The organism is Nonomuraea sp. LP-02, assembly GCF_036289125.1.
In the GTDB taxonomy this organism is placed as follows: domain Bacteria; phylum Actinomycetota; class Actinomycetes; order Streptosporangiales; family Streptosporangiaceae; genus Nonomuraea; species Nonomuraea bangladeshensis.
The window spans coordinates 34,111-57,602 of the sequence record NZ_JAXCLK010000002.1 but is presented as its reverse complement, the minus strand read 5'-3'; the positions used below and the strand labels follow the sequence as shown (position 1 = coordinate 57,602).

At 70.9% G+C, this 23,492-nt stretch carries 24 protein-coding genes and 2 pseudogenes; 7 read left to right on the top strand and 19 right to left on the bottom strand.

Features of this window, described 5'->3' with window-relative positions:
- Window positions 1–5: 5 nt before the first annotated feature.
- From SMD20_RS43540 to SMD20_RS43530, 3 genes and pseudogenes are all read right to left on the bottom strand, one after another.
- Window positions 6–923 (bottom strand): hypothetical protein, encoded by a 918-nt coding sequence (locus tag SMD20_RS43540; protein WP_329593007.1) that lies wholly within the window; start codon window positions 921–923, stop codon window positions 6–8.
- A gap of 192 nt (window positions 924–1,115) precedes the next feature.
- A pseudogene (locus tag SMD20_RS43535) lies at window positions 1,116–1,319 on the bottom strand (transposase); the annotation flags it as partial.
- Window positions 1,320–1,456: 137 nt separating this feature from the next.
- On the bottom strand, window positions 1,457–2,587 hold the full coding sequence (locus SMD20_RS43530; protein ID WP_329593005.1) for a PucR family transcriptional regulator: 1,131 nt from the start codon (window positions 2,585–2,587) through the stop codon (window positions 1,457–1,459).
- A 130-nt stretch (window positions 2,588–2,717) separates the two neighbouring features.
- On the opposite strand from SMD20_RS43530, the gene glyA reads away from it, so the two are divergent.
- The 4 genes and pseudogenes from glyA to SMD20_RS48545 form a co-directional block, all read left to right on the top strand.
- Entirely contained in the window at window positions 2,718–4,046 is a 1,329-nt protein-coding gene (gene glyA / locus SMD20_RS43525; protein ID WP_329593003.1) for a serine hydroxymethyltransferase, read from the top strand.
- A 36-nt stretch (window positions 4,047–4,082) separates the two neighbouring features.
- Window positions 4,083–5,249, top strand: coding sequence for an acetamidase/formamidase family protein (locus tag SMD20_RS43520; RefSeq protein WP_329593002.1), 1,167 nt, complete (start codon window positions 4,083–4,085; stop codon window positions 5,247–5,249).
- A gap of 508 nt (window positions 5,250–5,757) precedes the next feature.
- On the top strand, window positions 5,758–5,958 hold the full coding sequence (locus SMD20_RS43515) for a hypothetical protein (protein ID WP_329593001.1): 201 nt from the start codon (window positions 5,758–5,760) through the stop codon (window positions 5,956–5,958).
- Between the two features lie 181 nt (window positions 5,959–6,139).
- Window positions 6,140–6,487, top strand: a pseudogene (locus SMD20_RS48545) (Tn3 family transposase); the annotation flags it as partial.
- 198 nt (window positions 6,488–6,685) lie between these two features.
- Here the strand turns inward: SMD20_RS48545 and SMD20_RS43510 are convergent.
- A complete protein-coding gene (locus tag SMD20_RS43510; RefSeq protein ID WP_329592999.1) occupies window positions 6,686–7,285 on the bottom strand; it encodes a TetR/AcrR family transcriptional regulator in 600 nt (199 codons plus the stop codon).
- 96 nt (window positions 7,286–7,381) lie between these two features.
- On the opposite strand from SMD20_RS43510, the gene SMD20_RS43505 reads away from it, so the two are divergent.
- Complete coding sequence (locus SMD20_RS43505) at window positions 7,382–8,872, top strand: carboxylesterase/lipase family protein (protein WP_329592997.1); 1,491 nt, start codon at window positions 7,382–7,384, stop codon at window positions 8,870–8,872.
- 356 nt (window positions 8,873–9,228) lie between these two features.
- Here the strand turns inward: SMD20_RS43505 and SMD20_RS43500 are convergent, their stop codons facing one another.
- Genes SMD20_RS43500 through SMD20_RS43470 form a run of 7 tightly spaced genes read right to left on the bottom strand, consistent with a single transcriptional unit; the run spans window position 9,229 to window position 14,361 of the window.
- Entirely contained in the window at window positions 9,229–9,441 is a 213-nt protein-coding gene (locus tag SMD20_RS43500) for a carboxylesterase family protein (protein WP_329592995.1), read from the bottom strand.
- The gene (locus SMD20_RS43495; RefSeq protein ID WP_329592993.1) at window positions 9,438–10,421 is read right to left on the bottom strand and encodes an amidohydrolase family protein; all 984 of its coding nucleotides are present in this window, start codon (window positions 10,419–10,421) and stop codon (window positions 9,438–9,440) included. Before SMD20_RS43495 ends, SMD20_RS43500 begins: the two co-directional genes overlap by 4 nt.
- Window positions 10,418–10,960, bottom strand: a complete 543-nt coding sequence (locus tag SMD20_RS43490; RefSeq protein ID WP_329592991.1) for a 3-hydroxyanthranilate 3,4-dioxygenase — start codon at window positions 10,958–10,960, stop codon at window positions 10,418–10,420. The genes SMD20_RS43495 and SMD20_RS43490 overlap by 4 nt, the downstream gene beginning before the upstream one ends.
- On the bottom strand, window positions 10,957–11,385 hold the full coding sequence (locus SMD20_RS43485) for a RidA family protein (RefSeq protein ID WP_329592989.1): 429 nt from the start codon (window positions 11,383–11,385) through the stop codon (window positions 10,957–10,959). The genes SMD20_RS43490 and SMD20_RS43485 overlap by 4 nt, the downstream gene beginning before the upstream one ends.
- Window positions 11,382–12,119 carry a 2-keto-4-pentenoate hydratase gene (locus SMD20_RS43480; protein WP_329592987.1) on the bottom strand — a complete coding sequence of 246 codons (738 nt, stop codon included), beginning with the start codon at window positions 12,117–12,119 and terminating at the stop codon, window positions 11,382–11,384. The genes SMD20_RS43485 and SMD20_RS43480 overlap by 4 nt, the downstream gene beginning before the upstream one ends.
- A complete protein-coding gene (locus SMD20_RS43475; protein WP_329592985.1) occupies window positions 12,116–12,919 on the bottom strand; it encodes a 2-keto-4-pentenoate hydratase in 804 nt (267 codons plus the stop codon). Before SMD20_RS43475 ends, SMD20_RS43480 begins: the two co-directional genes overlap by 4 nt.
- 8 nt (window positions 12,920–12,927) lie before the next feature.
- The gene (locus SMD20_RS43470) at window positions 12,928–14,361 is read right to left on the bottom strand and encodes a 2-hydroxymuconic semialdehyde dehydrogenase (protein WP_329592983.1); all 1,434 of its coding nucleotides are present in this window, start codon (window positions 14,359–14,361) and stop codon (window positions 12,928–12,930) included.
- 247 nt (window positions 14,362–14,608) lie between these two features.
- On the opposite strand from SMD20_RS43470, the gene SMD20_RS43465 reads away from it, so the two are divergent.
- Entirely contained in the window at window positions 14,609–14,809 is a 201-nt protein-coding gene (locus tag SMD20_RS43465; protein WP_329592981.1) for a hypothetical protein, read from the top strand.
- Between the two features lie 31 nt (window positions 14,810–14,840).
- Window positions 14,841–15,809: a LysR substrate-binding domain-containing protein gene (locus SMD20_RS43460; protein ID WP_329592980.1), complete on the top strand. Its 969-nt coding sequence runs from the start codon at window positions 14,841–14,843 to the stop codon at window positions 15,807–15,809.
- 197 nt (window positions 15,810–16,006) lie between these two features.
- On the opposite strand, the gene SMD20_RS43455 is transcribed toward SMD20_RS43460, so the two are convergent.
- The 8 genes from SMD20_RS43455 to SMD20_RS43420 are packed head-to-tail and all read right to left on the bottom strand — an operon-like array spanning window position 16,007 to window position 23,486.
- Window positions 16,007–16,435: an Ohr family peroxiredoxin gene (locus SMD20_RS43455; RefSeq protein ID WP_329592978.1), complete on the bottom strand. Its 429-nt coding sequence runs from the start codon at window positions 16,433–16,435 to the stop codon at window positions 16,007–16,009.
- Window positions 16,432–17,226 (bottom strand): aspartate/glutamate racemase family protein, encoded by a 795-nt coding sequence (locus tag SMD20_RS43450; RefSeq protein WP_329592976.1) that lies wholly within the window; start codon window positions 17,224–17,226, stop codon window positions 16,432–16,434. The genes SMD20_RS43455 and SMD20_RS43450 overlap by 4 nt, the downstream gene beginning before the upstream one ends.
- The gene (locus SMD20_RS43445; protein ID WP_329594741.1) at window positions 17,223–18,227 is read right to left on the bottom strand and encodes an NAD(P)H-quinone oxidoreductase; all 1,005 of its coding nucleotides are present in this window, start codon (window positions 18,225–18,227) and stop codon (window positions 17,223–17,225) included. Before SMD20_RS43445 ends, SMD20_RS43450 begins: the two co-directional genes overlap by 4 nt.
- A 23-nt stretch (window positions 18,228–18,250) precedes the next feature.
- Window positions 18,251–18,658: a hypothetical protein gene (locus SMD20_RS43440; RefSeq protein ID WP_329592974.1), complete on the bottom strand. Its 408-nt coding sequence runs from the start codon at window positions 18,656–18,658 to the stop codon at window positions 18,251–18,253.
- A complete protein-coding gene (locus SMD20_RS43435) occupies window positions 18,655–18,999 on the bottom strand; it encodes a hypothetical protein (RefSeq protein WP_329592972.1) in 345 nt (114 codons plus the stop codon). The genes SMD20_RS43440 and SMD20_RS43435 overlap by 4 nt, the downstream gene beginning before the upstream one ends.
- Window positions 18,996–20,450 (bottom strand): 2-hydroxymuconic semialdehyde dehydrogenase, encoded by a 1,455-nt coding sequence (locus tag SMD20_RS43430; RefSeq protein ID WP_329592970.1) that lies wholly within the window; start codon window positions 20,448–20,450, stop codon window positions 18,996–18,998. The genes SMD20_RS43435 and SMD20_RS43430 overlap by 4 nt, the downstream gene beginning before the upstream one ends.
- Window positions 20,443–22,335 carry an ATP-dependent acyl-CoA ligase gene (locus SMD20_RS43425; RefSeq protein WP_329592968.1) on the bottom strand — a complete coding sequence of 631 codons (1,893 nt, stop codon included), beginning with the start codon at window positions 22,333–22,335 and terminating at the stop codon, window positions 20,443–20,445. The genes SMD20_RS43430 and SMD20_RS43425 overlap by 8 nt, the downstream gene beginning before the upstream one ends.
- Entirely contained in the window at window positions 22,332–23,486 is a 1,155-nt protein-coding gene (locus SMD20_RS43420) for a thiolase family protein (protein ID WP_329592967.1), read from the bottom strand. Before SMD20_RS43420 ends, SMD20_RS43425 begins: the two co-directional genes overlap by 4 nt.
- Window positions 23,487–23,492: the final 6 nt, after the last annotated feature.

The following is a 23,492-nucleotide window of genomic DNA, read 5'->3' as shown; positions in this document are numbered from 1 at the left end:
CTTTGTCAGCGCGGGCGGTCGTCCGCCCGCAGGATGTCGGTGATCTCGTCCACCGCAGGACCTCGCCCCGGTGTCGCCTTGGGCGCGGTGATGGAGACCTTGGCCTGCCAGTTCCAGAATCGCGTGACCAGGCGCACCGAGCGGATCCGGTTGTCCCCCAGCCCGATGGAGTCGGCCTTCGTGGTCGTCTGGAAGTGCCAGACGAGCCGGTCCGGCAGGCCACGGTCGTCGTACAGGTATTGCCACCAGATCTCATCCGTGCCAACGGCCGAAGTGCCCGCCGCCTCGCGGAAGGTGGGGGAAACCCGGTAGAGCTCCTTGAGGGTGATCGTGCCGCTACGGGTGTAGATGCGCTGGTTGCGGCCGGTGGTGCGGTTCTTGTGCCATGGCGTGACCGATGAGCGGTCCGCGGTGGACAGCAGCTTGGCCAGGGTGGCCGGCTCCAGCACGTTGATGATCTGGTCACCGTACGCTGCGGCGCCCCCGCCGGCGCGGCCGGTGCGGAGCCACGTGCGGGCTTTCGGCAGCAGGTGGTAGAGCCAGCCCTTCGTGCTGATCATGCGCGTCGTTCCAGCGGATTTGAGCAGGCCGGCGAAATAGGCGTCTCCCTTGGCCGCTTCCTGCTTCATCAAGACCTGTCCGCTCAACTGCACCACGCGGGTGATTTCGGAGGCCGTCACGCCGGTGGCGCCCAGTTGGAGCTTGCCGGTGCCCTTCAGGCCGACACCGCCGGATATCTGCTCGCGAGTGGCGTCGTTCTGCCAGAACAGATCGGTGCCGGTGTTGCCGAGAAACTCCAGCGTGACCCCGGCATTGCGGGCCAGAAGGGCCCGTACGGCGGCCACCGGGTCGGGAGCGGCGGCGGCATGGGCGGTCGCGGGGACCGCGGTGGCGAGAGCCAGAGCTGCTATGAAGGCTTTCATGTCCTGTCCAGGGAGGGGAGCCAAGATCGCCGCCCATTGTGGCGGAGTGTGGAAGGGCTGTCGATGTCCTTGACTGCCGGTCGACACCGAGAACGCCGAAAGCAGCGACAGAAGGCAGATGAGAGAACAGCAGCCGACAGCCTGGAGCCTGCCCATTTGATCAAGGCAGCTGAGTTGGATCAAGACGATGACTCATTTGGCGAGTCGGCGGTAGCAGATGAGGGCCGCGGCGATGGCGACGAAGGACGCGAAGTGGTCGGCCCGGCGCTCGTAGCGCCGGTGTAAACGGCGATAACCGGCCAGCCAGGACACCGTTCTCTCGACCACCCAGCGGTGCCGTCCCAGCCGCTGGCTGGATTCGATCCCGCGGCAGGCGATGCGGGGGACGATACCCCGGCCCACCTAATGAGTCACGGCCCAAGTCACAGCGGCGCTCCCAAACCCGCGTGTGATCGCCACTCGCCCGGAGGGGACCTTCAACGACCCGCCGGGAGAGGACGTCGTGGCGGTCACGATCAATGTCGCCGCTCAGATCACCAGGAGTGTCCGTTTGAGGGCCAGCCGCTGAGACGACGTGCCTTCAAGGCGAGGTGCAGATGGGAGCGCACCAGCCCGTCGCGAAGATCCGCCCCGAGGGTCGTGGCTATCCGGTCGAGCCGGTAGTAGACCGTGGTGCGGTGCAGATGCAGCGACGCCGCCGTGCGCTGGACATCACAGCCGGCATCGAGGTACGTCTCCAGGGTCCGCACAAGCTCTTCATCATTTTCAAGCGGGGCGAGCACGGGATCAGGCCCCGGTGCGACGGGAAGCAACATGCGGTACGGCCCGGCGCCCGACCACGGCAGAACGCGCGGCAAGGCCGGATCCAGCGCGGCCACCCCGGCCGCCGCCCTGGCTTGTCCGTACGCCTCGCGCACCGCGCGAACTTCGAAAGACACTGGGTCACCGATCCCGATGGCGAAGGGACGACGGGCGGACTTGCGCAGCGCCTCGTCCAAGGCCGTGGGACCGCCGGGACCAGACAAGAGCAGGGCGGTCACGTGCGTGGGAGCGACGAAACAAGGAATCGCCCGCGGTAGAGCCGTGCCGAGGCGCTCCAACTCGCTGGCGGACAAGGCGGGCACCTGTTCGCGGTGGCGACTGATCGGCACGCCGGCGCAGATGAGGACCTCGGAGGAGAGCAGCGACGGCTCGAGCGCGGCCAACCGGTCACGGGCTCCTTCCCCGGTTCGGTCCGGATCGAGCAACCAGCGAATCAAGTCCTCGCGTTCGTCGCCCCGCCCTGCCAGGATCCGAGCCAGTTCGGCGGCGGCACCCTGCAGGGCGCCGAGCGCAGTCTCGTCGAGCGCCTTACCGTCCGCGGCGGCCCACAGATAGCCGAGGCATCGCCCATCACGCCGGATGGGGACACAGAAGCGAGCCCGTATGCCGAACTCGGCGTTCGAGGGCAGGCGGACGACCTTCGTGGCCTTGGAGATCCCGTACCGGTTCTGCCACTCACGAATCTCAGGCGCGACCCGGCGCGCCATGACCGAAGCGACGCGGGCCGGGTCCGCGTGCGCGTCCTGCTTGCTGTAGCCGAGCATCCGGCCATCCGTCGAGTCGACGAACAGTCCGCTGCCCAGCCGCTGGGCGAGGTCTTCGAGCAGGTCTTGAAGATCCATGCATGACTCTCCCCCGCCGTGCGACAGATGTCGAGACCGATGCGGCACGATCTCGGTGTCGATCCGATGTGCCGGCCGCCCGTCGCTGCTTACCGTCGAACCGTACGAGCCGGAACCAGGAGATGAGACCATGATGCGTGCCCGCTTTCCCCGTCCCTGGATCTCCGCCGCGAGCGAACGGCTGACGCGCGAGGTAGCAGGCGCCTTGGCTGGGCGATCCCCCGCCGCCACGCTGGAGGAGATCGGCCGCCTGGTGGCCTGGAACGCCCGCATTCACCACGCTGAGGCGGTCAATCTCAATCCCGCGACGAACGTCATGAATCCCCGGGCCGAGGCGCTGCTGTCGGCCGGGCTCGGCACACGTCCCTCACTCGGCCATCCGGCGGAGAAGTACGAGACGGGCCTGGAGGCCATCGAACGGATCGAGATCATCGCCGCCGAGCTGGCGGCGCAGGTCTTCGACGCCGACTACGCGGAGGTCCGCGTCGGCTCCGGCGCGCTTGCCAACCTGTACGCCTTCATGGCGACCTGCCGCCCCGGCGACACGATCATCGTTCCACCCACGAGCGTCGGCGGCCACGTCACCCACCACGCTGAGGGCGCCGCCGGACTGTACGGACTCACCACCGTCCCCGCCCCCGCCGACTTGGGCGGCTACACGATCGACCTGACCGGGCTGCGGGAAATGGCCAGGCGACTTCGTCCCAAGTTGATCACCATAGGCGGCAGCCTCAACCTCTACCCCCACCCGATCGCAGCCGTGCGGGAGATCGCCGACTCCGCCGGAGCACGCGTGCTCTACGATGCCGCCCACATGTGCGGCATGATCGCCGGTGGGGTCTGGCCGAACCCGCTGCGCGAGGGCGCGCACCTGGTCACGATGAGCACGTACAAGAGCCTTGGGGGGCCGCCCGGCGGGCTGGTGGTCACGGACGATGAGGAACTGGCGCAGCGTCTTGACGCCATCGCCTACCCCGGGTTGACCGCCAATTCCGACGCCGGTCGCATCGCCGCACTGGCCGTCACGATGCTCGACTGGCAGGCGGAGGGGGCCGCCTACGCGCAGGCAATGGTGGCGAACGCGGCCCGGCTCGCGGCCGAACTGCGAGCGCTGGATGTGCCGGTGTTCGCGGATGGGACCAGCTCGCACCAGTTCGCCGTGCCTGCCCACCGCTTCGGCGGAGGGCAGTGCGCCTCCCGCCGACTGCGAGCCGCCAACCTGCTCGCGTGCGGCATCGGCCTTCCTATGGCACCGGTGGCCGGCGACCTGAACGGCCTGCGGCTCGGCACCCCGGAGATCTCCCGTAACGGCATGGACGAGGACGACATGCCCGTTCTGGCCGCCTTCATCGCCCGTGCTCTCGCCTCCGACAGCGGGCCGGCCACGCTGGCGGCCGAGGTCACCGCATGGCGTGCGCCCTTCACCGAAGTGCGCTTCACGGCGGTCCCTCCCCAGTAAGGACCGCGTCACGCCCCCCTCCGACCGGTAAGGACCATGATGAAGCCGCTTTCCCGTTACAGCGACCGCTATTTGGACGTGCCCCGGGTGACCTGCCAGGTCGGGGTCCCGCTCGCCGATCAGCCCAAGATCGGGCACAACCGCTGGCATCCCGAGATCCCACCAGCCGTGACGGTCGATCCAGGCGGCGAGGTGATCCTGGAGTCGGCCGCCTATGACGACTACCAGATCCACGACAACGGCGGTCTCGACGAGTTGCGCCACGTCGATCTGTCCCGCATGCATCCGCTGACCGGTCCGGTGCACGTCGACGGCGCACGGCCCGGTGACGTGCTGGTCGCGGAGGTGCTCGGCGTCGAACCGCTGAGCGGCATCGCCTTCGCCAACATCCTGCCCGGCACGCCTGGACTGCTTGGCGAGATCTTCCCGGACGGTTACCGCTCGACGTGGTACGCCCACGGCGGCATCGCCGAGTCGCCGCAGGTGCCAGGCGTGCGCGTTCCCGCCCAGCCCCATGCCGGAACCATGGGGGTCGCGCCATCGTACGAGCTGATGCGCCGGTGGGACGAGCGCGAGAAGCCCCTGTACGCCGACGGTCGCGCCTTCCCCCCGGACCCGCGCAACGCATTGCTGCGCGGCCTCGGAGCCGACGCCGCCCGGATGGCGGCCCGCACCCAGCCGCCCCGGGAGAACGGCGGCAACATGGACATCAACACCCTCGGCCCGGGTGCCACGGTCTACTTCCCAGTGTTCGTGGAGGGCGCACTACTGTCACTCGGCGACCACCATCTCGCGGCAGCGGACGGGGAGTGCAGCTTCAACGCGATGGAGATGGACGGCCGCACCTGGCTGCGGCTGCGCCTGATCAAGGACGGCATGGCCCGTCATAGAATCACCACGCCGATCGTCCGTCCGGCGCCCCTGGTCGCGCAGTTCGGCGCCGACCGCTATCTCGGCTTCACCGGTTTCTGCTTCCGCGGCAAGGAGCAGCGATATCAGGACGCGAGCTTCGCCACCCAAGAGGCGGTGCGCCGGGCCGTGGACTACCTGATGGGCCTGGGCTACAGCGGCGAGCAGGCGTACGTGATCCTGAGCGTCGCACCCGTGGAGATCCGCGTCAGCTGCATCGTCACGATTCCCAATCCGACGGTGACGCTCTACCTGCCGATCGACATCTTCGACCGGAACGTCTTGCCGAGCTGACATCCAGACCCGGCCAGGTCGGCGATCACACCGTTCTCAGCGCCTCGGTCGGTGACAGCAGGCGTGCGGCGCGGGCGGCGACGGGAGGCTCGCGACGGTTCCTACCACGATGGTCGTTTCCGTGGGACGAGACAGTTCGGCGGACCGCAGGATGACGACCTCTCTTACGGCGAGGGCCAACGGCCCTGGCGACTGGCATCGCCTGTGAGTTGTGAGCGCAGGCCTCCCGCCAGCGCGTCGAGACCCCGCACGAGCTACTGGTCCAGGCGGGGATCATCCTGGACATCATGCCTGCCCGGCCCCGCCCGGGTTGCGGCCCCGGTTCTGGCGGTGCTGTCTCTGCCATGCCGGGACGGGCCGCCACCAAGACGGCCCCTCGACCCGGCCCTCGCACATCCGTCACCTCCCCTCACGCCCTACCGCCGGGGCATCAGGGAGCGAAAGGGCCACGCTTCTTCCCCGCCAGCCACAACGCGCCGGCACGCTGCAGGCCATCAGCGACGTCCTGGTGCGGGCCGGACGCGGCATCGAGGCCGAGATGATGGAGACCGTCACCGGCTGGCCCATCGCCCGCGTCCACACCGACCAGGTCGAGGGCTACATCATGCAGGCCGCCGACCGGCTGCACGTCCTGGTGGACGGGCGGCCGGTGTGCGACCGCCCGTTGCCCGAGGCGATGCAGGCCGAACGACGGCCGCAGCCGGCATGACCGCCCACCAGCCGGAACGGGCCTAGGTGGAGTGCGACGACAGCCCGGCGCACGCGCTGGTCACCGACCATGGCCCATGGCCGCTTCTACAGCGACCCCGCAGAGCCGGGACGGTTGCTGATGTCGCCACTGACGTGCTCAACCAGCTCGCCATCGACGCGCTGGCGGCGGCCGCACCACCGGCCTGGGCGAGGCGTTCGCGCACTACGGCCGCATTTCCAAGACCCTGCACCTGCTGCAGTTCATCGCCGACGAAGGCTACCGACGGATGATCGGCGCCCAGCTGAACGTGCAGGAGGCCCGCCACCGGCTGGACGGAAGATCGCCTACGGCAACCGGGGCCAGCTGCGAGATGTGCGCGCGGCTGTCGCCGATCCAGTACGACCACATCAACTTCCTGGGCCGCTACGCCTTCTCCCGAGCAGATGTGGCCGGGGGTTGCGTCCCTTCCACGACGGCGCCCACGGGAGCAGCTGAGCGTCGGTTCAGGGAACTGATCAGGAGGCCGCGCGAACATGGAGCTGGGTGAGGATCAGTCGGTGGTCGACCGCCACGGTGCATGGGGCTCGGTACGGCGGGCGTCGGCGCGGACGCTCAGGGCGTAGATGGGACGGTCGTTGCCGGGCGCGGTGCCGAGGTAGAGGTGGCCGGTCAGATGGCACCAGGCCGGGGAGCGGCCGGACTAGAGCTGATCTTGTCCCCACCTGCCCCCGTGTCCGGGGGCAGGTCACGTACTCCTGAACAGCCGGTCCAGATGCATGTCGATCGCGGCGAGCGCGTCCTGGGGCTCGATCACGTCGAGTTCGATCAGGGAGGTGAAGCCGGTGAGGGCGAGGAGCAGATTGGTCTCGGTCGCCGGGTCGCGGCCGGAGTCGATGTGCCCGTCGGCGATCGCCTGGCGGACCAACTGCTCGACGAGGGCCCGCCCTTGGACGAGGCCGCGGCGCGCCTGCTCGTGCACGGCCTCGTCGTGCAGCGCCTCCAGGACGTAGGCGGCGCTCATCCTGCTGGTCGCGCGGGCGTCGGCATGCAGGGGGAGCATTTCCGCGAGCGTCAGTCGCAGCGCGTCACGGGGGTGCGGACGGTCACCGAGCTTTTCGAGCCCTTGGTGTACGCGCACCGAGGTCTGCTCGGACGCGAAGTCCATGGCGAAGGAGAGCATGGCGGTCCGTGAGGCGAAGTAGTGCTGCAGCTGCCCGAGTGACATGCCCGCCTCCTGCGCCACCACGCGCATCGTCAGCTGTGTGACGCCGCGCTGCTCCACCACCCGCCACAGTGCGCGGGCGATCGCTTCGCGGCGTTCGCGGTGATCCACCTGTTTCGGCATCGCCGGCCCCCTCCTCGTACCCTGGACTGTTCCAATACGATTGACATAATACATCTGACCCATAATCCTGGGGTCCACTCGAGGGAAGGAATCGTCATGTCCGAACAGCCCAAGGTACGGACCACGGAAGGCGTGGTGCAGGGGCGCCGGCGGCAGGGGCACGCGGTGTTCCGCGGCATCCCCTACGCCCAGCCCCCGGTCGGAGCGCTCCGCTTCGCCGCGCCCGCGCCGCCGCACCGCTGGGAGGGGACGAGGCAGGCGATCGAGTTCGGCCCCGTGGTGCCGCTGTCCCTGCCGATCGATGTGCCCCCGCAGGGCACCGACTGGCTGACGCTCAACGTCGGCACTCCGGATCCCGGCGCGGCGGGACTGCCGGTGCTGGTGTGGATCCCCGTGGGCGGCTACCTCTCGGCGGCGTCGAGCGACCCGATGCTCGACCCGGCAGCGCTGGCCGAGGCGGGACTCGTCGTGGTGACCATCAACTGCCGCGTGGGCGCGGAGGGATTCGCGTTCCTCGACGACGCGCCGCCCAACCGCGGATTCCTCGACCAGATCGCGGCGCTGGAGTGGGTGCAGCGCAACATCGCCGCCTTCGGAGGCGACCCCGGCCGGGTCACCGTGGCCGGGGTGTCTGCCGGGGCAGGGTCGGTCGCCGCCCTGCTGACGATGAAGCCGGCGCGCGGCCTGTTCCGGCGGGCCATCGCCCACTCGGTGCCGGGGCTGCACAGCACCCCCGCGCTGGCACGGCAGGTCACCGCCGCGTTCGCGGACCGGCTCGGCGCGGCGGCCCCCACCGCCGAGGCCCTGCGCGACATCGACCCATGGCACCTGGCCGCCGAACTCACCTCCTTCAACGCCGGCCTCCACGCGCACCGGGAGAGCTGGGGACGCCTCACGGAGACCGGCACCGCGCTGTGCCCCGTCGTCGACGGCGAGGTCCTCCCGGAAACGCCCTGGCCCGCGCTGACCGGCGCGCGCGCGAGCGGGACCGAACTGCTCGTCGGCCACACCCGGGACGAATTCCGGTACTTCAGCGTCATGAGCGGACGGTACGGCACCTTCACCGAGGAGGACGCCCACGCAGCCCTGGAGCTGCACGCCCCGCAGCCGGACGGCGCGCGGGCCTACCGTGCCGCGTTCCCGCAGGCAGACCCGGAGGAGTTGGTGGAGACGGTGTACTCCGACGCCCTCTTCCGCATGCCGTCACAGAAGCTGGCCGAGGCGAACGCCGCAGCCGGCGGCACCTCGTACCTGTTCGAACTGTGCTGGGTCGCCCCGGCCCTCGGCGGCATCCTGGGCGCCTGCCACAGCCTCGACGTGCCCCTGGCGTTCGGCACGCTGGACAGCCCCGTCGGCACCCAGCTCATCGGCGAGGCGCCCTCTCCCGAGGCGGTCGCGCTCTCCCGCGAACTCCAGGAGGCATGGGTCCGCTTCGTCACCACCGGCGACGCGGGCTGGCCCGCCCACCGGCCCGGCGGGCACCTCACCCGCGTCCTGGACGCCGAGTCGAAGACCCTGCCCTACCCCGAACAGGCATCCCGCCAGATCTGGGAAGGCCACTCCCCCGCCCCTTTCGATCTCTCGTAATTGTCCGGGTCGGCCCCTACGACTGCGACGCCGCCACGCACCTGCCCATCGGGGACAGCGCGAATTGGCGTACAGCCAGGCAACACCCGGTCCGCTTGGCATCAGATCCCACCCGAGGGTGACGGACGACATCAAGAGCCGGGAGAGGCCGCCGGGAAAGGGCCCAGGTCACGGACGATCCCGGCCAGGGCCCGGATGGGCTCGCTCTCCGCCTCCCTCCGCCGCACCAGCGCGGTCCCGGCCGCGGAGCGCCGCGACGGCCGCCTCCGTCCAGGCGCGGGCCCGGTCAGGGGTGAGGAAGCCGTACGATACGGGACTCATAGCCGCGGCCCTGGCGAACAGCCCAGCAGCACAGGTCATGAGGGCCGGCACGCGGGTGCCCCCAGCGGAGTGCCCGGCCAGGGGGGCGAGCCGGGCGCGACGGCGTCCCGCACGCCGTCCCAGGGCAGGGCGGGCTCCGGCGGGGCCAGGCGCTGGGCGGGCGCGGCGTACCGCACGCCCTTGAACGCCGTCACCCCGCCGGAGGTGAGGCCGCGCGAGGTGCCCGGCGGTGTGCGGGCGAGCGTCATCGGGCGAGCCCGAGGAAGGCCGCGGCGTTGCCGCCGAGGACGGCGGCGCGGGCGGCGTCGTCCAGTTCGGGGCAGGCCTTGACGACCGCGCCCGGCTCCAGCTCACCCAACGGGAACGGGAAATCGGTGCCCAGCATCACCCGCTCGGCCCCCATGACCTCCACCAGCAGCCGCAGGGCGCGCGGGTCGAACACGGCCGAGTCGACGAAGAACCGGTCGGTGTACGCCGACGGCGGCCGGGGCGAGTGCGCGCGGACGAGGTCGCGGTTGTGCCAGGCGTTGTCGGCCCGTCCGAGCAGGAAGGCGAAGCTGCCCCCGCCGTGGCAGAAGCACAGCCGCAACGAGCGCGGCAGCCGCTCGAACGCGCCGGAGAGCATCAGCGACAGGATGCCCAGCTGCGTCTCGGCCGCCATGCCGACCAGCCACTGCAGCATGTGGCCTGACATGCGGTCGGCGCCCAGCATGTCCCAAGGGTGCACGAGCACCGGCATGTCCTGCTCGGCGCAGTGCGCGAGGAACGCCACGATGTCCGGGTCGTCCAGGTTGCGCGGGCCGACGTGGTTGCCGATGTGCACGCCGCGGTGCCCGGCGGCCTTGGCCTCGGTGACGGTCCTGGCCGCCAGGTCCGCGTCCTGCAACGGCACCTGGCACAGCGGCAGCAGCCGGTCGGGGGCCTGCGCGCAGTAGGCCAGGATGCGGTCGTTGACCATGGCGCACCACTCGGCCGCGCGGGCCGCGTCGGCGGCGTAGCCGAACAGCAGCGGCGTCGAGGAGACCGCCTGCACGTCCACGCCGGTCCTGTCCATGGCGGCCACGCGGGCCCCGGCGTCCCACAGCTCCGGCGTGACGGGGCGGTAGTCGTCCTCACCGCTCATCATCATGCCGTCGCGCAGCCAGGGCTCGCCCGCTCCGGCGAGCGTCCTGGCCTCCTCGCGGGAGATCCGCGGGAAGACGTGCGTGTGGAGGTCGATCACCGTCACCGGACCACCGGCCGCAGCTCGTCGGGCCAGTCCTTGCCGGGGTGCTCGGCGCCGCAGTGCGGGCACGTGCGGTCGCCCTCGTAAAAGGCGCGGAAGACGGGCGGCAGGTCGTCCACGATCGACTGGAGCTGCACCTCGGCCCGGCGGACGAGCCGGTGGCAGCGCACGCAGTACCACTCGAAGGCGTCCAGGTGGCCCTGCGGCCTGGCGAACTCGACGACCAGGCCGATCGAGCCGGGCACCGGCCGCTGCGGCGAGTGCCGGACGTGCGGCGGCAGCAGGAAGACGTCGCCCTCCCTGATCTGGACGTCCACCGGCGGCTTGCCCTCCTCCTCCATCACCCGCAGCACCATGCCGCCCTTGAGCTGGTAGAAGAACTCCTCGATGGGGTCGTCGTGGAAGTCGGTGCGCTGGTTGGGCCCGCCCACGACGGTGACCATGAGGTCGGCGTCCTTCCAGATCTGCGCGTTGCCGACCGGCGGCTTGAGCAGATCCTGGTGCTCGTCGATCCACTTCTGCAGGTTGAAGGGGGGCATCATGGCCGGCTCCTTTGCGGTAGGTGAGCGATGCAGGAGATCTCGATGAGCAGGTGCGGGTGCGGGAGCTGATGGACGGCGACCGTGGTGCGGGCGGGGCCGCTCTCGTCGAAGAACTCGCCGTAGACCTCGTTGTAGCCGCCGAAGTCGTTCATGTTGACCAGGTACGTGGTCACGCTCACCACGTCGGCCAGGCTTCCTCCGGCGGCGGCGAGCAGGTCGGCGACGTTCTCGATGACGGCCCTGGTCTGCTCGCGGATGTCGAGGCTGGTGGTGCCCAGCTCGTCCGCGGCGGCCCCGGCGAAGCTCCCGTCGGGGCGGCGCGAGCTGGTGCCGGAGACGAACACGAACTCACCCGCCCGCCTGACGTGCGGGAACCGGCCGCGGGGGCGGGCCTTGCCCTCGACCAGCAGAGCGTCGTCCGTCATCGGGTGGTCACCTCCACGTGGCCGAGCCCGGCCGCGGCGATGCGTACGTGCGCCCCGGCGGGCAGCGGGACGGCGGCGGTGGCCGCGCCCGCGAGCACGACCCAGCCGGGCTGCAGCTCGATGCCGGCGGCGGAGGCCAGCCGCGCGGCGGCGGTCAGGGAGCGGAGCGGGTCGCCGAGGATGGCGGCCGACGAGCCGCTCGCCACGGCGCGGCCGTCGATCTCCATGACCAGGCCGAGGTTGGCGACGTCGCGCGGGCGGTGCCAGGGGCCGTGGCCGAAGCCGCTGGCCGAGGCGTTGTCGGCGATGACGTCGGCCAGGGTGAAGCTGAAGCCCTCGTAGCGGGAGTCGAGCACCTCGTAGCCGACGGCGACGCCGCCGACGGCCGCCGCGACGTCGGCCGGGGTGCGTACGGGCCGCTCCAGCAGGAACGCGATCTCCGGCTCGATCCGCGGATGGATGAGCCCGGCGGTGTCGAGGTCGTGCTGGACGAGCATGGCGTCGGTGAGCAGGCCCCAGATGACGTCGTCCACGCCCATCTGCACCATCTTGGCGCGGCTGGTGAAGCCCATCTTGACGCCGATGATCCGCTCGCCGCGGGCCAGCCGCCGCTCGACGGTGGCGCGTTGCACCTGGTAGGCGGCGGGCACATCGAGGTCGGCCGTGTCGGTCAGCCGCGGGATGGCGCGGGCCGCCAGAGTGGCCTCGTCCAGGAGTTCGGCCAGCGCGTTCACGGGGTTCCCCCTTCCGCGGCGGCGAAGGCCGCGCGTACGTCTCCGAGCCCGCCGATGCGGGTCTCCAGCACATCACCGGGCCGTACCGGGACGACAGGTCCGAGCGCCCCGGTCAGCACCGTGTCGCCGGCCCGGAGCGGCTGCCCGAGTGCGGCGAGCGTGTCGGCCAGCCAGACGGCGGCGTGCAGCGGGTGGCCGAGGCAGGCCGAGCCGATGCCGGTCGAGACCTGTTCGCCGCGCCGCTCGATGACCATCCCGGCCATCCGTAGGTCCACGTCGCGCAGGGGCACCGGGCGGGTGCCGAGCACGTACAGGCCGGAGGAGGCGTTGTCGGCGACGGTGTCGGCCAGCGTGATGTCCCAGTCGCGGATGCGGCTGCCGACCACCTCGATGGCGGGCAGCGCGAACGCGGTCGCGGCGATCACGTCGGCGACGGTGTGCCGCTCGTGCGGCAGGTCGCGCTCCAGCACGAGGGCGACCTCGGCCTCGGCGCGCGGCTGGAGCACGGCTCCGGCGGGGATCTCCGCGCCGTCGGGCACGGCCATGTCGGCGAACAACGCCCCGAAGTCGGGTGAGCCGACGCCGAGCTGCTCCTGCACGGCCTTGCTGGTCAGGCCGATCTTGCGGCCGGTGAGCCGCCGGCCCTCGCCGAGCCACCGCTCGGTGAGCAGGCTCTGCACGGCGTAGGCGGCCTCCAGGCCGTCGACCAGGTCGCGGACCGGCTCGCACGGCTGGCCGGACGCGTACGCGGCCAGCAGCCGCGCGGCGGCGGCGCGATGGTCGTCTGTCACGGAAGTCACGGGGGTCCTCAAATCTTGACGCACACGTTCACGGGCTCGGAGAAGAAGTCGAGCGAGTACTCGCCGCCCTCGCGGCCGATGCCGGAGGCCTTGACGCCGCCGAAGGGGGTGCGCAGGTCGCGCAGGTTCCAGCAGTTCACCCAGACGATCCCGGCCTCGATGCGAGGCGCGACGCGGTGGGCGCGCGACAGGTCCGTGGTCCAGACCGTGGCGGCCAGTCCGTACGGGCTGTCGTTGGCCAGACGGAGGGCCTCGTCCTCCTCCTCGAACGGCGCCACGTGGCAGATCGGCCCGAAGACCTCCTCACGCACGGTCCGCGCGCTCTGCGGCAGCCCCGTGATGACGGTCGGCTCGACGTGGTACCCGCCGTCGCGGTCGTCGCCGAACTCCGGGACACCGCCCCCGGCCAGCACCGTCGCGCCCTCCTCGACCGCCAGCCGATAGTACGACAGCACCTTGTCACGGTGCTCGGCGGAGATCATCGGCCCGTAGTCGCGCAGCGCGGCGGCCCGCTCGGCGAGCGCGCTCACGAACGCGTCGAAGACGGGCCGCTGCACGTAGACGCGCTCGGTGCACAGGCAGATCTGGCCCGAGTGGGTGAAGCTGGAGCGCAGCGTGCCCTCGACCGCCTCCTCCAGGTCGGCGTCGGCGAAGACGAGGGCGGCGTTCTTGCCTCCCAGCTCGAACGAGACCGGGGTGACATGCGCGGCGGCGTTGCGCATGATGGCGCTGCCCGTGGCGGACGCACCGGTGAAGGCGATCGCGTCCACGCCCGGGTGCGCGGTCAGGTGTTCCCCCGCCGCGCCGGCGCCGTGGCCGTGCACGAGGTTGAACGCGCCCGCCGGCAGCCCGGCCGCGTCGATCACCTCGGCCAGCAGGGTCGCGGTCGAGGGGGTCTCCTCCGACGGCTTGGCGACGACGGCGTTGCCCGCGGCGAGCGCGGGCGCGACCTTCCAGGTGAGCAGGAGCAGCGGCAGGTTCCACGGCGAGATGACGGCGACCACGCCGAGTGGGCGGCGCACGGTGTAGTTCAGGGCCTGGCCGCTGCCGCTCCAGCCGGGGACGCTCGTCGGGTACGCGCGTTCCGGGCGGCCGTAGACGAGGTCGGCGTAGGCGCGGAAGTTGGCGGCGGCGCGCGGGATGTCCACCGTCGCGGCCAGGTCGCGCGGCTTGCCGGTGTCGGCCACCTCGGCGGCGACGAACTCCTCGAACCTGGCTTCGATGCCGTCGGCGATCCGGCGCAGGTACGCGCACCGCTCCTCGGTGCTCGTCCGGCCCCAGGCGCCGTCCATCGCGGCGCGGGCGGCGCGCACCGCCTCGTCCACCGTCTCGCGCGGGGCCTCGGGTACGGCGGCGATCTGGCGTCCGTCGGCGGGCGAGCGGAGCGGGAAAGGCGTCCCCGCCGTCGTGAAGACGCCGTTGACGTAGTGCGCGGGCTTCATGACGGCCATTGTGGTGACCGTCCGCCATAACAGTCCAATACTTAAATCAGAGCCAGCTATCTTCATTTCATTATATATCCGTCTTGCTATAGCTAGGGCGCATAGGTATTCGTCCTGGCATACCACCTGGCCACCGCTGCCAGTTCGGTGGTGCACCTGGTGGGCACCGGCCATCCTGCCGGTCGCGAACACCGGCAACCCCGTGCTCATCGCGGTGTTCATGCTGGTGATGGGAGCCGCGCCGGCCATGACGCACTCCCCTCAGGGGACGCTGACCGCGAGCTTCTTCCCGGTGGCGATCCGGTACTCGGGCAGGTCGGTGGCCTACCAGCTCGCGTCGCTGCTGGGTGGCGGGGACCACGCTGCTGGTGGCCGCGTCGCGGCTCTGGTGATCCCGCGCAACGCCGCCGAACGCCTGGGGGACCGCCCAGCCGCCATAGCGAAATAGGGCGATTCCATCCCGTTTATATGATGGTTCCGTGATATCTCGTCCTCTGGACCTGCTGAGTGGCCGGCTCAAGCTCCGCCACCTCGTGCTCGTCACGGCCATCGCCGATCAGGGCAGCGTCCTGCGCGCGGCCGAGCACCTCCACCTGGCGCAGCCCGCCGTCACGCGCGGGCTGCGGGAGGTGGAGCATCTCCTGGGGGTCGAGCTGTTCGTCCGCGGGCCGCGCGGCGTCACGCCGACCCTGTTCGGCGAGGCGTTCATCGAGCACGCCCGCGCCGTGCAGGCCGAGCTGCGCCGCGCGGGCGAGCGCATCGCGGGCCTGGCCGACGGCGACGCCGGCACCGTGACCGTGGGCACGCTGCTCACCGCCACGAACGTGCTGCTCCCCCGCTCCATCGCCGCGATCAAGGCCGACCGGCCCGGGATCACCGTGATCGTCAGGGAGGGCACGTTCGACTCCCTGGTGCCGCGCCTCGTCGACGGCGACCTCGACATGATCCTCGGCCGGCTCAACCCCATCGAGGACCACCCCGGCCTGCGCCAACTGCCCCTCTACGAGGAGCCAGTGCTGCTGGTCGCCCGCGAGGGACACCCGGCGGGGGCGGCGCGGACGCTGGCCGACCTGCTGGCCTACCCGTGGATCCTGCCCCTGGAGCAGACCTCGCTGCGGCAGGAGCTGGAGCAGGTCTTCCGCCGCAACGACCTTCCGCTGCCGCGCGACCGCACCGAGTGCACCTCGATCCTGACCATCCGGTCGCTGCTCCTGGAGACCGACATGGTCGCCGCGCTGCCCGCGTTGTTCGTCAGGACCGACAGCCGGCTGCTGGAGCTGCCCGTGCCGCTGCCGTCGGTACGCCGCCAGGTCGGCGTGACCCTGCCCGGCGCCCGCGCGCTCACCCCCGCGGGCAAGGCCATGCTCACCCATCTGCAGCAGCAGGCACAACGGCTCGACGCGACGTCGCAGCCCGGTTCGCCGGCCGGTTCGCCGGCCAGGAGCTGACCCGTCGGGGCCTCATCGCTCGCCGAGGCGATGGAGTGGGAGGCTGCCGCGCCGACCAGGTCGCGGCCCTTCACCGTGGGGAACCCGGCGATGTCCAGGATGGCCTTCTCCGGGTACATCGCGCTGACCTGCCCGCCGACTTGGGGCAGGACATCCCGGACGACAGTGCGCAGGCCGCGGAAACCGACAGGCCCGGCTCAGCTTCCGGGGGACAGGGTGAGCTTCACGGGGATGTTTCCCGTGACGGCCTTCGAGTAGGGACACTTGCGGTGGGCAGCCTCCAGCAGCGCCTGCCCGGTCTCCGGCGGCACGTCCGGAGCAGTGACGACAAGCTCGACGGACAGGTCGAAGCCAGCGCTCCCGCCGGCGATCGTCACCCGCGCCGCTACGCGGGCGTCACGAAGCTTGACGCGTTGCGCGCGGGCGACCGAGGTCAGGGCCGAGAGGAAGCAGGCCGAGTACCCGGCGGCGAAGAGCTGCTCGGGGTTGCTGACGTGCCCGCCGGCGCCGCCCAGGCCTTCGGGGATTCCCAGGTCGAGCTCGATCAGGCCGTCGTCCGAGCGGACGCTCCCGGAGCGTCCGTCACCGGTGGCGAGGGCGTGGGCGGTGTAGCTGAAGGTGGTCATCGTTGCGTCCCCTTGACGAGAGTGAGCAGTTCTTCCACGGCTTGCGGCGTTGCCCTGGCGAAGGTCCCTCCGCGAGAGACCGGAGTTCCCATTGCTCGCGTGATCGCGACGGACGCCTCCGCCTGCCGGACCGCGAGCAGGGTCGGGTTCGCCACCAGTGCGCCCGGCACCTCGACGTGGTCGCGGGCACTGAGCAGGGCGAACAGGCCCCCCGCCGACATCACGACATCGACACCGCTCTCCTCGACCATGGTGATGGCCAGCGAGACGAACGTGTCCTTGATCGACTGGTACGCCGCGTCGTCGTCGTAGGCTGCGACCGCCTGGTCGGGTGTGATCCGCAGCGGCCGGACGTCGACGACCCGAGACGACAGTCCGTAGCGTGCTATCTGCTCGCTATGCCACGAGAGGTACACGGGGGCGAGGGTGACGAGGCCGATGCGGCCACCCAGCATGCAGGCCTGGAGCATGCTGGCTTCGCCGTGCCCGATGACCGGGATGTCGACGGCCGTCCGCGCCTCGTAGAGACACGCGTCCTGGAAGTGGCCGACCAGGACGGCGTCGAAGCCCTCCTCGGCCGCCGCGACGATGCCGGCGACTGACTGGACGCCGCAACGCAGCTCGCTGAGCCTGCCCAACTGGGTGTCGGCCGGGCTGATCCCACGCACCTCGTAGGTGACCCCGGGCGCGGCGATCTCGGTGAGGTAGGCCTGCAGCCTGGAGAGGTATGGCTGGTGGACGGCCGGGTCGGTGAAGCTCTGGTACAGGATCCGGGAGTGAGGGCTGCTCATGGTCGGCTTTCGGATGTCGAGGGCAGGCCAGGGTCAGCGAGGAGCAGGACCTTGCCACGGTGGTGGGATTGCTCGAGGAGGCGATGAGCCTCGGCGGCCCTCTCGAGCGGGAGGACCGCGTGGGTGGTCGGGACGATCGCGCCGCTCTCGTACAGCGGCCACACGTGCTGCACGAGGTCGGCGACGATCTGATCCTTCTCGTGATCGGGTCGCATCCGCAGACCGCTTCCGGTGAGCGTCAGGTTGTTCCTGAGCAGCGGTTCGAGGTCGATCGGGGCCCGCGAGCCGCTCTGATGACCGATCACGACGAGGCGGCCGCCGCGGTCCAGCACCCGCAGGTTTCGTTGCAGGTAGTCCGCGCCGACGATGTCGAGCACCACTGCGGGACGGATGCCGCGATTGCACAACTCGTCGGCGAAGTCCTGTCGGCGGTGATCGATCACGAGATCGGCACCCAGCCCCTCGACGAACCGGGCCTTGTCGGGCGAGCCGACCGTGGTCGCCACCCGTACGCCATGGGCGGCGGCGATCTGCACGGCCGTCGCACCGATACCGCTGGCGCCGCCGTGCACGAGCAGCCAGGACCCCGGTTCGGGCTTGTCGGGCATGTAGAGGTTCGACCATACGGTGGCGGTGGCCTCCATCAGCCCGCCGGCGTCGACGGTGGAGACACCGGCGGGAACCGGCGCCAGGTGTGCGGCGCGCACGGCGACGTACTCGGCGTACCCGCCTCCGGGGAGGAGCGCACACACCTCACGGCCGAGCAGGTCGTCCCCGACATCCGGACCGACCGAGACCACGACCCCGGAGACCTCGAGGCCGAGGTCGGCGACCGCTGCCGCGCCGGGGTAGTTGCCGGCTCGTTGCATGAGGTCGGCCCGGTTCACGCCTGCCGCGACGACGCGCACCAGCGCCTCGCCTTGCCCAGGTCGCGGCAAGGCCCGCTGCGTTGTCGTCAGGACATCTGGTCCGCCCGCTCGGCTGGCGACGACGGCTCGCATGTGCTGCGGGAGGGAGGTCGAGCTCACGAGGCCGCGACCATCTGGTCGAGCCCGAGCCACGTGGTCGCGTTGCCGCGGGGCAGGAGGTTCCGTTCGTCCTCCGCGAGGAAGCTCGCCCGCACGAGCGCGCCTACCGGTCGCGCCTCCTCGAAGACGACCATGTCGACGCCACACGAGAGGTCGGGGTCCCGCAGGGACACCTGGCAGAACGACAGCAGCCGTGGGGACTCGGCGGTGATCTCGAGCGCGAGGTCGTTGAAGATCCGTGCGAGCGCGGCGGCGTCGGCAGGGGTGGGGGGCTCCGGACCGGAGAGCTGTGGCCAGCCGCGTGGCAGGTGCGGGCCGCCGCGTCCTCGTAGAATGGAGCCCTTGATCTGGTGGAACCACTCCTCGTAGGGATCGACGTGGAAGTCGGTGGTCGGCTGGGTCATTGCGCTTCCTCCTGGGGGGTGCCGGGCAGGTGTGCCACGGCTTGGATCTCGATCAGCAGGTGCGGATGGGGCAGCTGATGGACCGCGACGACCACCGCACGCACGCATTCGAGGCAGGCGACTTCGGCGCTCACCGGTCCGGGTCGCAAGGGGACGGCTTCGGTGGCAGCCGTCGCCGATCCGCATCGTGACGGCGCGGTCGCCCAGGTCGACCTCGTCGACACCCATCTGGCGCATCTTGGGCTATTGGTGAGCCCGAGCTTCAGACCCACGCCCTGTTCTCCGCGAGCGTGCCTGCGCCCGAGGAGAGCGGCCTGGGTGGCGTAGGCGTCGTCGCTCACAGTGCCACGCACACATTCGTCGTCTCGGTGTAGAAGTCGAGCGAGTGACGGCCACCCTCGCGGCCGATGCCCGACAGTCCCATGCCGCCGAAGGGCGATCGCAGCTCGCGCAGGAACCAGGTGTTGACCCACGAGATCCCGGTCTGCATCTGGGCTGCGACCCGGTGAGCGCGACGGAGGTCGGACGTCCAGACCGCGGCCGCGAGCCCGTAGTCGGTGTCGTTCGCACGCCTGACTGCCTCCTCCTCGGTGTCGAAGGGCATGAGCGCTGCGACGGGACCGAAGATCTCCTCCCGGACGACCCGGTCGTCGTCGTTCAGGCCCGTCCAGAGGGTCGGCTCGACCCAGAAGCCCCCGTTGAGAGCACCGCCCGGGGCAGCTGCCCGTCCTCCCGTCAGGGTCTTGGCGCCCGCCTGCTCGGCGAGGCTCATGTAGTCGAGGATCTTTTTCTGGTGAGCCCGCGAGATCACCGGGCCGGTCGTCGTCGTCGGATCCGAAGGCGCTCCGAGTCGCAGGGCCTCGGCCGCGGCGACGAGCCGCTCTGTCACCTCGTCGAAGACCGAGCGTTCGATGTAGACGCGCTCCGTGCACAGGCACACCTGCCCGGTGTTGGCGAACACGGAGCGGGTCAGCCCGGCGACTGCGGCATCGAGGTCGGCGTCGGCGAAGACGAGGGCTGCGTTCTTCCCGCCGAGCTCGAAGGACACCGGGCGGATGCGGGGTGCGAGGGTCTTCATGATGCCGGCGCCGGTCGCCGTCGACCCGGTGAAGGTCACGCCGTCGATGCCCGGGTGGCTGGTGAGGTGCTCGCCCGCCGAACCGGTGCCGAAACCGTGGACGACGTTGTAGACGCCGTTCGGCACGCCCGCCGCGGCGAGCACCTCGGCGAGCAGCGTCGCCGAGCCCGGTGTCTCCTCGGACGGCTTGACGACGATGGCATTGCCGCACGCCAGCGCCGGCGCCAGCTTCCAGGTCAGGAGGAGGAGCGGGAGGTTCCACGGCACGATCGCCGCCACGACGCCCAGCGGCTTGCGGACGGCGTAGTTCAGCGCTTGTCGGCCGTCATCCAGGTCCTGGAGGTAGGACTCCACTCCTTCAGCTCCCACGACATCGGCGAAGGCCCGGAAGTTGGCGGCCGAGCGTGCGATGTCGAGAGCGCGAGCGCCTGCCTCGGGCTTGCCGGTGTCGGCGACCTCGGCGGCCAGGAGGTCGTCGGCGCGCCGGTCGATCTCGTCTGCGATGCGGCGGAGCAGGGTGCAGCGCTGCTGGATCGTCGTCCGGCCCCAGGGGCCGTCCAGCGCCGCGCGCGCTGCCCGGACTGCCTGGCCGACGAGGGCGGCGTCCGCCTCGTGCACCCAGGCGACCTGCTGGCCGGTCGCCGGGTCGATGTCGGCGAACGCCTCCGCGCCGTCGATGAATCGACCGTCGAGGAAGTTCTTGTACTCACGCATGGGAAGTCCGTTGTGTTAGGGCCGAGTCAGGAACCGTCGGCTCGGGACGAGGTGGCTGGCGGTCCCATGCACCGTCGGTTCCGCGGCCGCGGAGCTCCGACTTCCGGACCTTGCCGTTCTCGGTCAGCGGGAGGGCGTCGAGCCGGACGAGGAATCGAGGGATGGCGTACGCCGCGAGGCGCGGGCCGCAGAACTCCACCAGGTCCTCGAAGTCGAGCTGTGCGGCTTCCTTGGCGACGACCGCCGCCATGACCTCGTCCTCGCCGAGTTCGGAATCGACGGCGTAGACGGCCACCTCCGCCACGGCGGGGTGCGCGCGGAGCACGTCCTCGACCTCGACCGACGAGATGTTCTCGCCGCGACGCCGGATCACGTCCTTGATGCGGTCCACGAACCGGATGGATCCCCCTGCTTCCACGCACACGCGGTCGCCGGTGTGGAACCACAGGTCCTGCCACGCGGCGGTGGTCGCTTCAGGCATCCGGAAGTAGCCGGACGCGAAGGCGAAGGGTTGGTCGCTGCGCAGCAGCAGCTCACCCGGGGTACCGAGCGGTACGTCGGCGCCGTCGGCGTCGACCACCCGCATGTGGAAGCCAGGCTGCAGCGTCCCGATGTAACCTGGTCGTTCCTCGCCCGGTCGGGTGGCCACGACCGCGTTGGTCTCGGTCGATCCGTAGCCGTCGAGCAGCGCGACGCCGAAGCGCTCGCGGAACGGTGTCAGCAGTCGACCCGGTGTTGCCGGCGACAGCGCGAGCCGTACCCTGTGGGCGCGATCCAGGGCCGACGGCGGCCGGCTGTCGAGGATGCCCACCATGGCGCCGAGCAGGTAGGTCACGGTGGCGCCGCTGTCGACCATCTGCGACCAGAACCGGGACGCCGAGAAGCGGCCGCCCAGGACGTAGGTCGCGCCGCTGACCAAGGCCTGGCTGAAGGCGTTGAGGGCGTTGGTGTGGAACAGCGGCAGACAGGTGTGCAGCACGTCGTCCGGTTGGATCCCGATCTGGTCGCTGACGTTGTTGCCCCACCACCAGAACTGCGCGTGCGGGCACACGACTCCCTTGGAGACGCCGGTCGTGCCCGACGTGTAAAGGATCGCGGCGGGGTCTCCGGGGGCGACGACCGCCGGCGGTACCGGCGCCTGCATGGGCTCGGTCCGGTCGCCGAGGACCCACCTCTCCTGCAGGTCCGGCAGAGCCGGGAGACCTTCGAGGTGGGGTTCGATGTCGGCCTCGACGACCAGAAGCCGGGCCTGTGAGTTCGCCAGGATGTGGTGCAGCTGAGCTCCCCGGACGGCGATGTTGATCGGGACCGCGACCGCACCCAACCAGGCGGCACCGAGCACGAGGTCGAGGAGCTCGACACGGTTGGCGGTGAGGAAGGCCACTCGCTCGCCCGAGGTGACGCCGCGGGCGGCGAGCGCACCCGCTGCGCGCGCCACCGCCTCGACCATCCCGGCCGCCGTGCGGTGAACGTCGCCGCAGACAAGGGCAGGGGCTTCGGGCGTCAGCGCCGCCCGGGCCAGCAGCATCCCGGGGATGGTGCACTCACGCAGCGGTGTGTCCCGCGGCAGGCGACGGGGGTCGTCGCCTGCGTGCGTGGGGTCCGGGACGAAGGCCGCGGGGCCCGGCGTGGCAGGAGATGTCGTGAACGGTAGCTCCCGATGCGGGGGAAGGTGCTCACCGATCAGCCGCGCGACGACCTGCAGGCCGGCCGCGCACTCGACGGTGAGGAGTGTCGTACCGTCGCTGGTCCGCGTGGAGGTGACGACTCGGCCCTTCTCGACGCTCACGTCGTCGAAGTCGTGGGCGCCACACCCGGGACACAGCAGACGCCGGGGGAAGTAGTGCTTGCCGCAACCACCGCAGCGCTGGACGTGGAGGCTCATGCGACCGCCTCCAACACTGCCACGTTGCCGCAGGACCCGTGCCTGTAGAGCACCATGCCGTAGCCCGTGACCACGCCGATCCGGGCCTCGAGCTGTCGACCGGAGGCGCGCCCGCGCAGTTGCTGGACGACCTCGACCAATCCGTGCATGCCGCCCGCGGCTCCTGCCTGGCCGGCGGAGAGCTGGCCGCCGGACGTGTTGACCGGCAGACGCCGGGTTGATATCTGCTCGGCGATGACGGCCCGGATCGCTCCGGGGTGGGTCACCCCGAGGTCGACGAGCTGGGACAGCACCATCGCCGGGTAGTCGTCGTACACGCTGATCACGTCGGCGTCGGTCGGCGCGACACCTGCGCGGTCCCAGGCGGCGGGGGCACAGCCGGCGACCGCGGTCTGGATGCCGTCGCCTGCCTGGTCGTCGGCGTTGTAGGCGGTGGTGACCGCCAGCACCCGGGCGCGGCGACCCGTGGTCCGCTCCTCGCCGGCGACCACGATGGCGTCAGCGCCCGTCACCGGTGGGACACAGTCGAAACGCCCGAGCGGTGACGCGACCAGGGGCGCGTCGAGGTACTCCTCCAGCGTCATCGGCGCGCGGTACACCGCTCCCTGGTTCAGTCCCGCCCAGGCACGCTGGGCGACCACGAGGTCGCCGTAGTCCTTCCGGTCGAGCTGCCATGCGTCCATCTGCCGTTGCGTCAGCATCGCGAACAGGGCGTTCGGCCCGGTCATGGGAAGGTCGGCCAAGTGGTCAACGGTCGCCTGGTTGTAGGCCCTGACCAGCTTGGTGTGGGCGGCCTTGTCCATGGCGTCGCCGGCGACCAGCACGACGACGGACGCGTCGCCGGCTTCGACGGCCCGCACGGCGTGCTGCAGCATTCCGCCGGCGCTCGCGCCACCGTTGGTGTCCTGCATGATCCAGCGCAGGTTGAGGCCCAGTCGCCAGGCGAGGTCGATGGCGTGGTCCGGGCCGAGGGTGAAGCTGGCGACACCGAGCCCGTCCACGTCCCCCGGTTCGAGGCCGGCATCGCGCAGGGCCCGGACGACTGCGTCACGCAGCACTCCGGCGGTCGTGGTGCCCGCGCCGGGGTGGCGGGTGTAGGGCGACTCGGCGGCGCCGACGATCGCGACGTGGTCGCGGGTGGGGTGTGACATCGATCT